11 protein-coding genes are annotated in these 14,576 nt (G+C 65.9%); 7 read left to right on the forward strand and 4 right to left on the reverse strand.

Translation table 11 applies throughout. From position 1 onward, the window contains the following. The first annotated feature begins 62 nt into the window (after nucleotides 1-62). Nucleotides 63-2,723: a P-loop NTPase gene (locus IM689_RS12170; RefSeq protein WP_193644188.1), complete on the forward strand. Its 2,661-nt coding sequence runs from the start codon at nucleotides 63-65 to the stop codon at nucleotides 2,721-2,723. Nucleotides 2,724-2,765: 42 nt separating this feature from the next. On the opposite strand, the gene IM689_RS12175 is transcribed toward IM689_RS12170, so the two are convergent. Next, a complete protein-coding gene (locus IM689_RS12175) occupies nucleotides 2,766-3,728 on the reverse strand; it encodes a heme o synthase (RefSeq protein WP_319803879.1) in 963 nt (320 codons plus the stop codon). A 135-nt stretch (nucleotides 3,729-3,863) separates the two neighbouring features. Here IM689_RS12175 and tkt point away from each other — a divergent pair, with 135 nt between their 5' ends. From tkt to pgl, 6 genes are read left to right on the forward strand one after another with little or no spacing between them, the layout of a single operon-like run. Continuing rightward, entirely contained in the window at nucleotides 3,864-6,014 is a 2,151-nt protein-coding gene (gene tkt / locus IM689_RS12180; RefSeq protein WP_193644190.1) for a transketolase, read from the forward strand. Nucleotides 6,015-6,022: 8 nt separating this feature from the next. Next, nucleotides 6,023-7,144, forward strand: a complete 1,122-nt coding sequence (gene tal, locus IM689_RS12185) for a transaldolase (RefSeq protein ID WP_193644191.1) — start codon at nucleotides 6,023-6,025, stop codon at nucleotides 7,142-7,144. Continuing rightward, on the forward strand, nucleotides 7,141-8,772 hold the full coding sequence (locus IM689_RS12190) for a glucose-6-phosphate isomerase (protein ID WP_193644192.1): 1,632 nt from the start codon (nucleotides 7,141-7,143) through the stop codon (nucleotides 8,770-8,772). The genes tal and IM689_RS12190 overlap by 4 nt, the downstream gene beginning before the upstream one ends. Continuing rightward, on the forward strand, nucleotides 8,769-10,316 hold the full coding sequence (zwf, locus tag IM689_RS12195) for a glucose-6-phosphate dehydrogenase (protein WP_193644193.1): 1,548 nt from the start codon (nucleotides 8,769-8,771) through the stop codon (nucleotides 10,314-10,316). The genes IM689_RS12190 and zwf overlap by 4 nt, the downstream gene beginning before the upstream one ends. After that, a complete protein-coding gene (locus IM689_RS12200; protein ID WP_193644194.1) occupies nucleotides 10,313-11,245 on the forward strand; it encodes a glucose-6-phosphate dehydrogenase assembly protein OpcA in 933 nt (310 codons plus the stop codon). Before zwf ends, IM689_RS12200 begins: the two co-directional genes overlap by 4 nt. Continuing rightward, entirely contained in the window at nucleotides 11,238-11,981 is a 744-nt protein-coding gene (pgl, locus tag IM689_RS12205) for a 6-phosphogluconolactonase (RefSeq protein WP_193644195.1), read from the forward strand. Before IM689_RS12200 ends, pgl begins: the two co-directional genes overlap by 8 nt. A 103-nt stretch (nucleotides 11,982-12,084) precedes the next feature. Here the strand turns inward: pgl and secG are convergent, their stop codons facing one another. The 3 genes from secG to IM689_RS12220 all read right to left on the reverse strand — a co-directional run bounded on the left by secG (nucleotide 12,085) and on the right by IM689_RS12220 (nucleotide 14,576). Continuing rightward, entirely contained in the window at nucleotides 12,085-12,327 is a 243-nt protein-coding gene (secG, locus tag IM689_RS12210) for a preprotein translocase subunit SecG (protein ID WP_047312777.1), read from the reverse strand. Nucleotides 12,328-12,476: 149 nt separating this feature from the next. Beyond that, nucleotides 12,477-13,277 (reverse strand): triose-phosphate isomerase, encoded by an 801-nt coding sequence (gene tpiA / locus IM689_RS12215; RefSeq protein ID WP_047312776.1) that lies wholly within the window; start codon nucleotides 13,275-13,277, stop codon nucleotides 12,477-12,479. A gap of 102 nt (nucleotides 13,278-13,379) precedes the next feature. Further along, nucleotides 13,380-14,576: a phosphoglycerate kinase gene (locus IM689_RS12220; RefSeq protein WP_193644196.1), complete on the reverse strand. Its 1,197-nt coding sequence runs from the start codon at nucleotides 14,574-14,576 to the stop codon at nucleotides 13,380-13,382.

The raw sequence follows: 14,576 nt of genomic DNA on the forward strand, positions 1-14,576 counted from the left end.
GGTGTATGGTGCGCCACAATCTTGAAATGCGAGTTGCTAGCGCCGCAGCCCTAGGAGGACCCGTGAATTCAGGGACGCACCTGCCCCCTGCCGTTGACCGCCTGCAACACGAAATTTTGCAAGGAGTGGACACGAAAATAAGTTTCGTCGTTGGCTCCGGGCTCAGTGTGGGTGCAACACCCTCCACATCTGAAATGCTGCAGTACTTCTGTGACGTACTAGACGACAACGCTTTTGAGCCGAAAAAGCTTCTGCACGACTACTCGCCAAATGAGGCCTATCAGATCATCGCCGAGGAGGTGAACAAGAGGCGCGGGCCAGGTGGGATAGCGAAGGCGATCCGTAAAGCAGTATTGTCCGCGTATAACGGCCCCTGGCCCGAGAAGGGTAGCGAAGTTCAGGCCGAAGAGGCCCTTAATAGCTGGAATATATCGCCTGGCCAAGAGGCCTTTTCTCGCCTCGTAGCGGCGATCCCCGCACATCGACGTGGCCCCATTTTCACAACTAACTTTGACTCCCAGATTGAGGTGTCTCTAAGGCGACAAGGGATTCACCCGCACGTGGTGGCAACGGCAGGCCGGGCACCCATTTCTCTGTCCGGGCCGCCAGAAAAGGTAACGGTCGTTCATTTTCATGGCCATTGGTCGCAGTCCACCACTTTGCACACAAGGGATCACCTAGCTCATCGACGTCCAGAGCTTGAACGAATCGTGACGGACCATTTGAAGAATACTCTCGTGGTGGTCGCGGGATATAGCGGGTGGAATGATACTTTCACGAGAGTTTTGAGCGCCGAGCTGTCGAACGGAACGCTCGCTGCGCTTGAAACAGAACTGGTTTGGCTGACTTACGAAAAGGACAGTTCCGGCGATAGCGAGGTATTGCGGGAGATTTCGGGGGCCCCAAGCGTGGTGCGGCATTTCGGAATCGACGCCGCTGAATTCTTTTCCGGGTGTGTCAAAGCGGTGGGTGACCGTGCTGTAGCGGGGCGAACCGCACACCCTGGCTGGCCGGCCGTGCCGTTCCTCACCGAGGCGTTCCCAGCAAGTGAAGACGAAGTTCGCTCGTTTGTGCTGGGCGCTCAACCCAACTGGGGCCACGCTCGAGCTCTACCGCGTCTCGACCCGACCGAGGCTGCTGTGAGCGCCGTACGAAGCGCCATCTCCCGGGACGAGAACGACTTCCTAGTGGCCCTAGCTGGCCCAACGGGCGAGGGCAAATCCTTGGGATTGCGACAGGTCGCGATGGCCGTCGCGACGGAGAACCCGGCGGCTGCCGTGATGTATCGGGATTCAAACGCCGGGACCGTGACGCCCGCCTGGGTAGACAGCCTCCGCGCGCAGAACGAGCTAACAATTCTCTGCATTGACGAAGCTGACCTAGTGCTGCGTTCACTGGGAGCCTCACTAAACGCGCATGCCGCCAGCGACGGGCGTATAGGTGTGATCCTAGCCGCACACGATCGTTACACGGATGCACTAGATCGTTTGCGGGCTCGCCGATCCGGACCTCCAAAGATTATCCAACTTGAGAGCATCGCGCATCAGGACTATGTGAAAATCGCTGCCGTCTGGGAATCCATCCTGCCAGCCTCTAGGGCTCTTGGTGATGCGCATGCCAACGACTTGGCAGATCGACTTGAAGAAGAGTCGCGGCGCGGCGTCGGCACATCCCTCTTTGGGGCTCTACTCTCGCTATACCCGAGCGGTAATTTGGCTTCGCGCGTTAGGGATCTAATGTGGCGACTTTCGCAAAGAACCCGCAACGATGTCAAGTTTTCTGAATTCGTCCTAGACATCGCCATGATGCAAATTGCCTGGCAGCAGGAGGGTAAAGGGATGACTTTAGAAGGATTGGGACAAATTGCCGGAACGTCAAGTTTTGATATTATCCCGCTTGTGATCGCGCCGCTGGGGCGAGAAGTGGCTATTTCCCGCATCGGAAATTGTGTCTTCCTGCGTCACCCCGCACTGGCCCAAGCAGTCATAGATCTTGCAACCGAACAAGAGCGTCGGGCGTCAGCAGATCGAGTGGCCCGCGCCGGGGGCTCGCTGCGACTGACCAACAAGATCGCAACGAAGAACGACCCCGAACTTTTTCACCTGTCCAGGAAGCTCAAAGGCGGCGAGGCGCAGGCTGCGGCCCGGGGAGCGATCAAGGGAGCAAGCTCGATCCTGGAGCCTCATGTGAGCTACCTATCGGTTCTGCGTAAGCAGGGCGATCTGGAGGCAGCTGAAAGATATGCACGGGCGGTGGAGTCGTCGCTGGGCAACTTTGAGGACACGTATGACATGTTGCGGGGATTTTGGGTTGAACGATCGATGCTTTCTGCGGCCCTGCAGCAACATGGTGAGTCGCTTGAGTTTGCAATCTACTCCCTGAGTGATATGGATCACGCGAGGCTTGGCGAGCGAGACATCGGATTCTCTTTGTACTGCGCGACGCGAGCGCTGAGAGCTCTTAGGACGCAGAACGCAGGTAGGTACGACACTGCGGCACAGGCAGTTACGGCAGTAGCGGCGCTTCACCCAGGGTCTCGTCGGCGACTCCAACTAAGTGTTCCATCGCCGAACGCGAGGGATACGCGCCGAAAAGTACTTGAGATGGCGCGAAGCCTGCGTCCCCTGCTGCCAAGCCCAACGGGGCAACCTTTCGCTTTCGCAGATCTCTTGGCCATCCTGGAGAAGACCCGGGCACGCGAACAGGCTGTTGATAGCCGTTGACGTGCTTATCGCTTGCAGGCGCCAGTGAACCGGTCGTCTCCATCAACCGCCCAGCGCGAAATACCACAGCGGGTCGAGGGCCACACCGATAAACAGCAGCGTGAGGTAGCTGATCGAGTAGTGGAACAGGCGCATCGGCTTGAGCACCGAGTACGGCGCACCCTCCTTGGCACGCTTGAGCAGCATGTGAGCCTCGAAGAGGAAGACGCCACCCGAGATGACGGCGATGGCCGTGTAGATCCAACCCATCGGTGCGATCGGGATGAGGGCGAACGACGTCAGGACGGTCACCCACGAGTAGGCGACGATCTGCTTGCCAACGGCGAGGTCCTCGGCGACGACCGGCAGCATCGGCACGCCGGCGTTGGCGTAGTCGTCCTTGAAGCGCATCGACAGCGGCCAGTAGTGCGGCGGCGTCCAGAAGAAGACGACGAGGAACAGGACGACGGCGGCCCAGGACAGCGAGTCCGTCACGGCGGCCCAGCCGATGAAGACGGGCATGCAGCCGGCGACACCGCCCCAGACGATGTTCTGAGACGTGCGGCGCTTGAGCAGGACCGTGTAGAAGCCCACGTACAGGGCGATCGCCGCGAGAGACAGCAGCGAGCTGAGCCAATTGACGAGCAGACCGAGCCACAGCGTTGCGGCCACACCGAGCACGATGCCGAAGATCAAGGCGTTGCGCGGCGAGATGGCACCCGTCACGAGGGGGCGACCCTCGGTGCGGTGCATGAGCTTGTCGATGTCACGGTCGAGGTAGCAGTTGAGCGCGTTCGCCGACGACGCCGAAAGCGTGCCACCGATCAAGGTGGCGATGATGAGCCACGCGTTCGGAATGCCGCGCTCCGCGAGAAACATGACCGGGAAGGTCGTGATGAGCAAAAGCTCGATGATGCGCGGCTTGGTCAGCGAGACGTAGTCACCGATGACCGTCTTGAGGGGACGCTTTCCACCCGCGGCGCCATCAGGGCGCGAGGTGTCGGTGTCTGGTTCGAGCGCTGTCACGACGTCCTTCACGAATGCTCTCGGGGGTGACGGGCAAGACCCCGTCTTGGGGCCAGTCTACTCAGCGTGACTGCGCCCCTCGAAGAGGACTAGTGTCGGGGACGAGAACGAATCCGATGCTAAGGAGCATTCCCCGTGACGACGGAACAGCCCACCACCGCGTGGCAGCGCGACGAGTCGCTCGCGTCCCCCAAGGCCGACAAGGTCGGCTGGTCTGACGTCGACCAGCGAGCGGTCGACACCGCGCGCCTGCTGGCAGCCGACGCCGTTCAGAAGGTCGGCAACGGCCACCCGGGTACGGCCATGAGCCTCGCGCCCGTCGCATACCTGCTCTACCAGAACGTCATGACCTACGACCCGTCCGACACCGAGTGGATGGGTCGTGACCGTTTCGTCCTCTCGTGCGGCCACTCCTCGCTGACGCAGTACACGCAGCTCTTCCTCTCGGGCTCCGGCCTCGAGCTCGACGACCTCAAGGCGCTTCGCACCTGGGGCTCGAAGACGCCGGGTCACCCGGAGGTCCACCACACCAAGGGTGTCGACATCACCACCGGCCCGCTCGGTTCCGGCCTGTCCTCCGCCGTCGGTATGGCCATGGCACAGCGTCGTCAGCGGGGCCTGTACGACCCGAAGGCGCCGGCTTGCGAGTCGCCCTTCGACCACCACGTCTACGTCATCGCCTCCGACGGCGACATCATGGAGGGCGTCGCCTCCGAGGCCAGTTCGCTTGCCGGCCACCAGGAGCTCGGCAACCTCACCCTCATCTACGACGAGAACTACATCTCGATCGAGGACGACACGAACGTCTCCTTCTCCGAGGACGTCGCGAAGCGCTACGAGGCCTACGGCTGGGACGTGCGCATCGTCGACTGGCGTGGCTCGGCCAAGAACGGCCCCTACACCGAGGACGTCGACGCCCTCTTCGAGGCGATCGAGGCCGGCAAGAAGGTGACGGACAAGCCGTCCATCGTCGTGCTGCGCACGATCATCGCCTACCCGGCTCCGACGAAGCAGAACTCCGGCAAGGCCCACGGTTCGGCCCTCGGTGACGAGGAGATCGCCGCCACGAAGAAGCTGCTCGGCTTCGACCCGGAACAGACCTTCCAGGTCGACGAGGAGGTCATCGCGCACACCCGCAAGGCCGTCGAGCGTGGCCAGAGGGCGCACGCCGCCTGGCAGGAGAAGTTCGACGCGTGGAAGTCGGCCAACGCCGACGCCGCAGCGCTGCTCGAGCGCGTCGTCGCGAAGAAGCTTCCGGACAACCTCGCCGAGTCCCTGCCGGTGTTCGACGCCGACGAGAAGGGCATCGCCACCCGCGCTGCCTCCGGCAAGGTGCTCAATGCCCTCGCCGATGTCGTGCCCGAGCTGTGGGGCGGAAGCGCCGACCTCGCCGGATCGAACAACACGACGATGGACAACCAGCCGTCGTTCATCCCCTCGGACCGCTCGACGGACACGTGGACGGGTAACCCGTACGGCCGCACGCTGCACTTCGGCATCCGTGAGAACGCCATGGGCATGATCCTCAACGGCATCGAGCTCGAGGGCCTCACGCGCGCCTACGGCGGCACGTTCCTCGTGTTCTCCGACTACATGCGCCCCGCGGTGCGTCTCGCAGCCATCCAACAGCTCCCGTCGATCTTCGTGTGGACGCACGACTCCGTCGGTGTCGGCGAGGACGGCCCGACGCACCAGCCGATCGAGCACCTCACTGCGCTGCGCGCCATCCCGAACCTCGCCGTCGTCCGTCCGGGTGACGCGAACGAGACGGCGCAGGCGTGGAAGAAGATTCTCGAGACCACCGACCGCCCGACCGGCCTCGTCCTGAGCCGTCAGGAGATGCCGACGCTGGACCGCTCCGAGTACGCCTCGGCCGACGGCGTAGCCAAGGGCGGTTACGTCCTCGCCGACTCCGAGGGCGAGCCCAAGGTCATCCTCGTGGCCACCGGCTCCGAGCTCGGCCTCGCCGTCGCGGCCCGGAAGGAACTCGAGGCCAAGGGTGTTGCCACCCGTGTGGTCTCGATGCCGTGCCGTGAGTGGTTCGACGAGCAGGACGACGCCTACAAGGAGAGCGTCCTGCCGAAGAACGTCACGGCCCGCGTCGCCGTCGAGGCGGGGCACCCGATGAGCTGGTACGACATCGTCGGCACGCACGGTCGTGTCGTCGGTATCGACCACTACGGTGCCTCGGCCGACGCCAAGACCCTCTTCAAGGAGTTCGGCTTCACGCCCGAGAAGGTTGTCGAAGCCGCTGAAGCCTCCATCGCAGCAGTCGAAGGAAAGTGAGTACTTCCATGACTCAGAACACGAACACCCAGGCCCTCTCCGACGTCGGCGTCTCGATCTGGCTCGACGACCTGAACCGTCCGATGGTCACCGGTGACGAGCTCAAGACGCTCGTCGAGACGAAGAACGTCGTCGGTGTGACCTCGAACCCGACGATCTTCGCCTCGGCGCTGTCGAACGGCTCGGCCTACAACGAGCAGGTCGCCGAGCTCGCCGCCTCCGGCAAGGGCGTCGACGAGGCCGTCTTCACCATCACCACCGAGGACGTCATCTCCGCGTGCGACATCCTGCGCCCGGTGTACGACGCCACGAACGGCGAGGACGGCCGCGTCTCGATCGAGGTCGACCCGCGCATGGCGCGAGACACCGACGGCACGATCAAGATGGCCAAGCAGCTGTGGGAGACGATCGACCGCCCCAACTGCATGATCAAGATCCCGGCCACGGTCGAGGGCCTGCCCGCGATCAGCGCCACGCTCGCCGAGGGCATCAGCGTCAACGTCACGCTGATCTTCTCGCTCGACCGCTACCGCGGCGTCATGAACGCCTTCCTCACGGGCCTCGAGCAGGCCCGCGAGAACGGCAAGGACCTGTCGACCATCCGTTCGGTCGCCTCGTTCTTCGTCAGCCGCGTCGACACCGAGTTCGACAAGCGCCTCGACGCCATCGGCTCCGACGCCGCGAAGGAGCTCAAGAGCAAGGCGGGCATCGCGAACGCCCGCCTCGCCTACCAGGCGTTCGAAGAGGTCTTCGGCACGCCGCGTTGGCAGACCCTCGCGGACGACGGCGCCCACGTGCAGCGTCCGCTCTGGGCCTCCACGGGCGTCAAGGACCCGAACCTGTCTGACACGCTGTACGTCGTCGAGCTCGCTGCGCCGAACACGGTCAACACCATGCCGCCGAAGACGCTCGACGCGCTCGCCGACCACGGCGAGATCGCGGGTGACCGCGTGAACGGCTCCTACGGCGAGGCCAAGGCCACGATGGATGCCCTCGAGCAGGTCGGCGTCTCGTACGCCGACGTCGTCGAGCAGCTCGAGACCGAGGGTCTCGAGAAGTTCGAGGCCTCCTGGGAAGAGCTCCTCGGCTCCGTCCGCTCCGAGCTGGAGAAGGCGGGCGACAACAAGTGACCTCCTCCGGTGTCAGCCTCGGCACCGTGGGTGCCGGGACGGCAGCGATCGACACTGCCGTCCCGGCGCTCGTTGCCGAGAAGTTCGCAAGCCGTCTTTTCGACCAGGACCCGACGCTGTGGGGCACCGCGGCCGAGCCCGAATCCGCCAAGCGCCTGTCCTGGGTGACGCTGGCGCGTTCGTCGCGCCCGCTCGTCGGCGAGGTCTCCGCTCTGCGTGAGAAGTTCGCCGAGGCCGGCCTCAACCGTGTCGTCCTGTGCGGCATGGGCGGTTCATCGCTCGCGCCGGAGGTCATCTGCGCGACGGCGGGCGTTCCGCTCGTCGTGCTCGACTCCTCGCAGCCCGACATGGTGCGCGACGCCCTCGCGGAGGACCTCGAGCACACGGTCGTCGTCGTCTCCTCCAAGTCGGGTTCGACCGTGGAGACCGACAGCCAGCGCCGCGCCTACGAGAAGGCGTTCGAGGACGCCGGTATCGACCCACGTGAGCGCATCGTCATCGTCACCGACCCGGGTTCCCCGCTCGACAAGAGTTCGCGCGAGGGCGGCTTCACGGTCGTCAACGCCGACCCCAACGTCGGCGGACGCTACTCGGCGCTCACGGCGTTCGGTCTCGTGCCGTCCGGCCTGGCCGGCGCCGATATCGAGGCGCTCCTCGACGAGGCCGAGTCGGTCACGGACCTGCTCGCTGCGGACGACGAGGCCAACCCCGGCCTGCGTCTCGGCGCGGTGCTCGGTGGCACGCAGCCGCTGCGCGACAAGATCCTGCTCGCCGATGCCGGTACGCAGATCAAGGGCTTCGGCGACTGGGCCGAGCAGCTCATCGCCGAGTCCACCGGTAAGGACGGCAAGGGTCTGCTCCCGGTCGTCGTAGGTGACTCCGAGCCCGACGAACTCGCCGCTGACGAGAACCTCGTCCTCCTCACGGCCGAGGACGACGAGCGTGCCCCCGAGGGTGAAGCCGTCTCGACGGTCTCCGGTTCGCTCGGGGCTCAGATGCTCCTGTGGGAGGTCGCGACCGCCGTCGCCGGCCGCCTCATCGGCATCAACCCGTTCGACCAGCCGGATGTCGAGTCGGCGAAGTCGGCCGCTCGTGACCTGCTCGACAAGGGCATGGACGCCGGTGCGGCTCCGGCCTTCACCGACGGCTCCGTCGAGGTCCGTGCCGAGGGGCCCGACTTCCTCGGTGACGCCTCGACGCTCGACGACGCGCTGAGGGCCCTCGTCGACCAGCTCGGTCCGCAGGGCTACCTGGCGGTCATGGCCTACCTCGACCGGTTGCGCGATGCGTCGCTCGCCGACGTCCGTGCTCCGCTGGAGCGCACGCTCGAGCGTCCGGTCACCTTCGGCTGGGGGCCCCGTTTCCTCCACTCGACCGGCCAGTACCACAAGGGTGGGCCCGCGATCGGTGTCTACCTGCAGATCACGACCGAGGCGAAGGAAGATCTGGCCGTGCCGGGTCGTGACTTTACCTTCGGCCAGTTCTGCGCGGCTCAGGCCGGCGGTGACGCCGCCGTCCTCGCCGACCACGACCGTCCGGTCCTGCGCCTGCACCTGCGTGAGCACGATGCCGGCTTGGCCCAGGTCACGTCGGCCCTCGAAAAGCTTGCAGGAGGCGACGCTCGGTGACGCCACCGGTCGACATCACCAAGGACCACAACCCCCTGCGTTCGCCCCTGGACAAGCGTCTTCCGCGCATCGCCGGACCGTCCAGCGTCGTGCTGTTCGGCGTCACCGGTGACCTCGCGCGCAAGAAGCTCATGCCGGCGATCTACGACCTGTTCCACCGCGGTCTGCTGCCGCCCGGCTTCTCGCTCGTCGGGTTCGCCCGACGCGACTGGGAGGACCAGGACTTCATGCAGATCGTCAAGGACGCCGTGCGCGAGCGTGCTCGCACCGGGTTCGACGAGAAGGTCTGGACCAACCTCGCCGACGGCATCCGGTTCGTGCCCGGCACCTTCGACGACCCCCAGGCGTTCGAACTTCTGGCGACGACGCTCAAGGAGCTCGAGGAGACGCGCGGCACCGAGGGCAACGCGGCCTTCTACCTGTCGATCCCACCGGGCTCGTTCGCTCAGGTGTGCGAGCAGCTGGAAGCCGCCGGCCTGACCGAGCCGAAGGGTGACGCCTGGCGTCGCGTCGTCATCGAGAAGCCGTTCGGGCACGACCTCGAGAGCGCACGCGAACTCAACGACATCGTCGAGGGCGTCTTCCCGGCCGACTCGATCTTCCGCATCGATCACTACCTCGGCAAAGAGACGGTGCAGAACATCCTGGCGTTCCGTTTCGCCAACGAGATGTTCGAGCCGATCTGGAACGCCAACCACGTCGACCACGTGCAGATCACCATGGCCGAGGACATCGGCATCGGTGGTCGCGCGGGGTACTACGACGGCATCGGCGCAGCACGCGACGTCATCCAGAACCACCTCCTGCAGCTTCTCGCCCTCACGGCGATGGAGCAGCCGCTCTCCTTCGACGCGAAGGATCTGCGGGCGGAGAAGGAGAAGGTGCTCGCCGCGGTGAAGCTGCCGGGCGACCTCGCCGCGGCGACGGCTCGTGGACAGTACGCCGAGGGTTGGCAGGGCGCGGAGAAGGTGCCCGGCTTCCTCGCCGAGGAGGGCATCGACCCGCAGTCGCAGACGGAGACGTACGCGGCCGTGAAGCTCGGCATCAACACCCGTCGCTGGGCCGGGGTGCCGTTCTACCTGCGTACGGGCAAGCGTCTCGGCAAGCGCGTCACGGAAATCGCCGTGGTGTTCAAGAACGCTGCGACGCCCTTCGACGCCAACCAGACCGAGGAGCTCGGCCGCAACGCCGTCGTCATCCGTGTTCAGCCGGACGAGGGCGTCACGATGCGCTTCGGCTCCAAGGTCCCGGGTTCGAACTCCTTCGAGGTGCGCGACGTGACGATGGACTTCGGTTACGGGTCGGCCTTCACCGATTCGAGCCCTGAGGCCTACGAACGTCTCATCCTCGATGTGCTTCTCGGCGATCCGCCGCTCTTCCCCCGGCACGAGGAGGTCGAGCTGTCCTGGCGCATCCTCGACCCGATCGAGCAGTTCTGGGCCGAGCAGGAGTGCCAGCCCGAGCAGTACGAGTCGGGCACGTGGGGTCCGCGTACCTCGGACGACATGATGGCCCGCGACGGACGAGTCTGGAGAATGCCGTGATCGTCGACCTGGAGAAGACCTCGAGCGCCGACATCTCGAAGAAGCTCGTGCAGCTTCGCAACGAGGTCGGTTCGATGACGTTGGGTCGCGTGATGACCCTCGTTGTCGTCAGCTCTCGTGAGCACGTGGATGAGTCGCTGCGGGTGGCCTCGGAGGCCACGCGTCTGCACCCGAGCCGCATCATCGCCGTCGTCGACGAACCCGATGCCGGCGACGACGACCTCAACGCCCAGATCCGCCTCGGCGGGGATGCGGGCGCGAGCGAGATCATCGTTCTCGGGCTGCGCGGTGAGTTGGCCGAGCACGGTGCGGCGGCGATCACTCCGCTGCTCCTGCCGGACTCCCCCGTGGTCGCGTGGTGGCCGATGCAGGCCGACGAGAACATCGGCGAGACGCAGATCGGCCGGATGGCGCAGCGTCGGATCACGGACGTCTCCCTGTCCGACGACCCGCGCGGCGAGATCCTGCGCCGGGCGATGTACTACACGGCCGGTGACACCGACATGGCGTGGGCACGCACGACGCGCTGGCGCGGGCTGCTCGCCGGCGCGCTCGACCTGCCGCCGTACGAGCCGGTGCAGCGCATCGTCGTCAAGGGCGCGTCCGACTCCGCGTCCACCGACCTCCTCGGTGGCTGGCTGTCGGTCGAGTTGGGGTGCCCGGTGCAGCGCGAGCTGACCGAACCCGGGCTCGGCCTCGTGGCCGTCGAGCTCCACCGCGAGAGCGGCGTCATCTCGCTGCTCCGGGACGGCGAGCAGGCGATCCTTCGTCAGCCCGATCAGCCGGATCGTCAGATGGCGCTGCCCCGTCCCGACGCCGTCGCGTCGTTGACGGAGGAACTGCGTCGTCTCGACAGGGACGAGATCTACCGGGACGCACTCGTGCGAGGGCTGCCCAAGATCGTCGCGGACGACGAACACGATGAGTGACGTCGAGCGTCGGGTACGCCCCGACAAGGCGACACTCGCCGACGCCGTCGCCGAGCGCTTCCTGGCCGCCGTCACCGAGGCCGTCGAGGAGCGCGGTGTGGCGCACGTCGTCCTCACCGGCGGGTCGATGGGCACGACGTTCCTCGAAGCGCTCGGACGCTCGCCGAACGAGGTGCCGTGGGCCTCGCTCCACCTGTGGTGGGGTGACGAGCGATTCCTGCCCGAGGGCGACGGCGAGCGGAACGTCACACAGGCGCGCGATGCCCTTCTTGACGACCTCACCGTGGCCCCTGCCGGGATCCACGTCATGGCGGCCTCCGACGGGGCAGCCGCCGGGGACGTTGCCGCGGGTGCCTCTGCCTATGCCGCCGAACTCAGCGAAGCGTTCGGTGACGCTCTCGTTCAGGGCGAGGTTCCCGCGTTCGACGTCGTCATGCTCGGCATGGGGCCCGACACACACGTCGCGTCGTTGTTCCCCGGTCACGAGCAGACGCGCGCCGACACCGTGAGCGTCGCCGCGGTGACGAACTCCCCCAAGCCGCCGCCCGAGCGCATCACGATGACGTTCCCCACCTTGAACAGCGCCCGTGAGGTCTGGCTCATGGTCGCCGGCGAGGACAAACGGGATGCCGTGCGTGCAGCGTCCGGCTCCGACGACCGGGTGGCTCATCCGGCTTGTGGAGTCCACGGGCAGGCCGCCACGGTGTGGTGGCTCGACGAGGCCGCCGCCGGCTGAGCGAACCCCGAAGCCCTTCCCTGGAACAACGAAAGAGCCCCTCACCGCTGCCGGTGAGGGGCTCTTTCAATGTCGAAGCCTGTGTTCGGCTCGCGACGAGGTGTCAGTTGAACCGCTCGACGAGACCGAGTCCGATGATGGCCGCGAACCACAGGCCGGCCGCGCCGACCGTGATGCGGTTGAGGTTGCGTTCGGCCATCGAGGAGCCACCCATCGTGGCTCCGGAGCCACCACCGAACATGTCGGAGAGTCCGCCGCCACTGCCCTTGTGCATGAGGATGAGCATGGTCAGGAACAGACTGCTCAGCACGAGCAGAACCTGCAGAGCGATCTTCAGAATGTCCACGTAGAAATCTCACCTCACGACGACGCGAGCTGACGCCCGCACAATTCGCCCAAGCCTATCGCGTCGGACACCGTGCCCATGTCAGCCCCCGACGCGCGCCGAGCGGCACGACCTCGGTGGCCGGTGGGCCCGGCGTGCGACGCGCAGGATCACTGCCCGGCGTGCTCCTTGTAACGGCAAATGCCGGCGAAGTCGTCGACGACGAGCGACGCACCACCGACAAGGGCGCCGTCGACGTCGTCACCGGCCATGATTTCCGCGACGTTGCCGGGCTTGACAGAACCGCCGTAGAGAACGCGGACCTTCGCGGCGACATCGCCGTCGAACACGCGGGCGAGGGCCTCGCGCAGCGCGCCGCAGACCTCCTGCGCGTCCGCCGGCGTGGCGACCTCACCCGTACCGATGGCCCACACGGGCTCGTACGCCACGACGAGGCTCTCCGCCTGCTCCCGCGAGAGACCGGCGACGGCCGCCTCGAGCTGAGCGACCGTGTGCTCGACGTGCTGACCGGCCTTGCGGACCTCAAGCGGCTCGCCGACGCACAGGATCGGGGTCATGCCGTGGCGATAGGCTGCCTCGACCTTGGCGCGCACGATCTCGTCCGTCTCGTGGTGGTACTCGCGACGCTCGCTGTGGCCGACGCACACGTACGTGCAGCCGAGCTTTGCGAGGAACGCACCTGAGACCTCACCGGTGTAGGCGCCCTCGTCGTGCTGCGAGAGGTCCTGGGCGCCGTAGACGAGCTTCAGCTTGTCGCCGTCGACGAGCGTCTGCACCGAACGCAGGTCGGTGAACGGCGGCAGCACGGCCACCTCCACGTCGGCGAAGTCGTGGCGCTTGTCCTCGAGGGTCCACGTGAGCTTCTGCACGAGGTGCGTGCCCTGCAGGTGGTCGAGATTCATCTTCCAGTTGCCCGCCATGAGCGGCGTGCGGGTGGTGGTCGAAGCCATGAGGCTCCCCTTTCCCTTGAAGGTTCGAGGTGATGGAACGAGAACGAGCCCCGCTCCCGCCGGACGACGGAAGCGGGGCTCGTGACGTGCGGGACGTCGGCGTCAGCCGAGCACCTCGATGCCGGGCAGGTTCTTGCCCTCGAGGTACTCGAGGCTGGCGCCTCCGCCGGTGGAGATGTGACCGAACTGCTCGTCGGCGAAGCCCAGCTGACGCACTGCGGCGGCCGAGTCGCCGCCACCGACCACGGTGAGAGCACCGTTCTCGGTGGCTTCGACGAGCGCCTGGGCGACGGCCTTCGTGCCCGCGGCGAACGGCTCCATCTCGAATGCGCCCATCGGGCCGTTCCAGAATACCGTCTTGCAGTCGGTGAGCTTCGACGCGTAGAGCTTCGCGGACTCGGGACCGATGTCGAGACCCATCTGGTCGGCCGGGATGGCGTCGACCGCGACGACCTCGCTGCCCTTGTCGGCAGCGAACTCGGGCGCCACGACGACATCGACCGGCAGGACGATCTCGACGCCGGTCTCCTTGGCCTTGGCGATGTAGCCCTTGACGGTCTCGAGTTGCTCGTCGTCGAGAAGGCTCTTGCCGACCTCGTGGCCTTCGGCCTTGAGGAAGGTGAAGACCATGCCGCCACCGATGAGAAGACGGTCCGCGGTCTTCATGAGGTTCTCGATGACCGCGAGCTTGTCAGCGACCTTGGCGCCGCCGAGCACGACGGCGTAGGGACGCTGCGGCTCGTCCGTGAGGCGCTGCAACACGTCGACCTCGGCCTGCACGAGACCACCCATGGCCGACGGCAGGAGTTCGGCGACGTCGTACACGGACGCCTGCTTGCGGTGCACGACACCGAAGCCGTCGGAGACGAAGACGTCGGCGAGATCGGCCAGCTGCTGGGCGAACTCGCGGCGCTCGGCATCGTCCTTGCTCGTCTCCCCCGCGTTGAAGCGCAGGTTCTCGAGCAGGGCGACGTCGCCGTTACCGAGGGACTCCACGACCTCACGGGCCGAGTCGCCGACGGTGTCGGAGGCGAACTTCACGTCCTGACCGAGCAACTCCGACAGACGGGAGACGACCGGCTCGAGCGAGTACTTCGCCTCCGGCTCACCCTTGGGACGGCCGAGGTGGGCCACGACAACGACGCGGGCGCCTGCCTTCGTCAGCTCCTGGATCGTGGGGACGGACGCGCGCACACGGCCGTCATCCGTGATCCGGGAACCGTCGAGCGGCACGTTGAGGTCACTGCGCAGCAGAACCTTCTTGCCCCTCAGATCACCGAGGTCGGAGATCGACTTCAT

The sequence above is a fragment of the Dermacoccus barathri genome (assembly GCF_015070805.1).
GTDB classification, from domain to species: domain Bacteria; phylum Actinomycetota; class Actinomycetes; order Actinomycetales; family Dermatophilaceae; genus Dermacoccus; species Dermacoccus abyssi.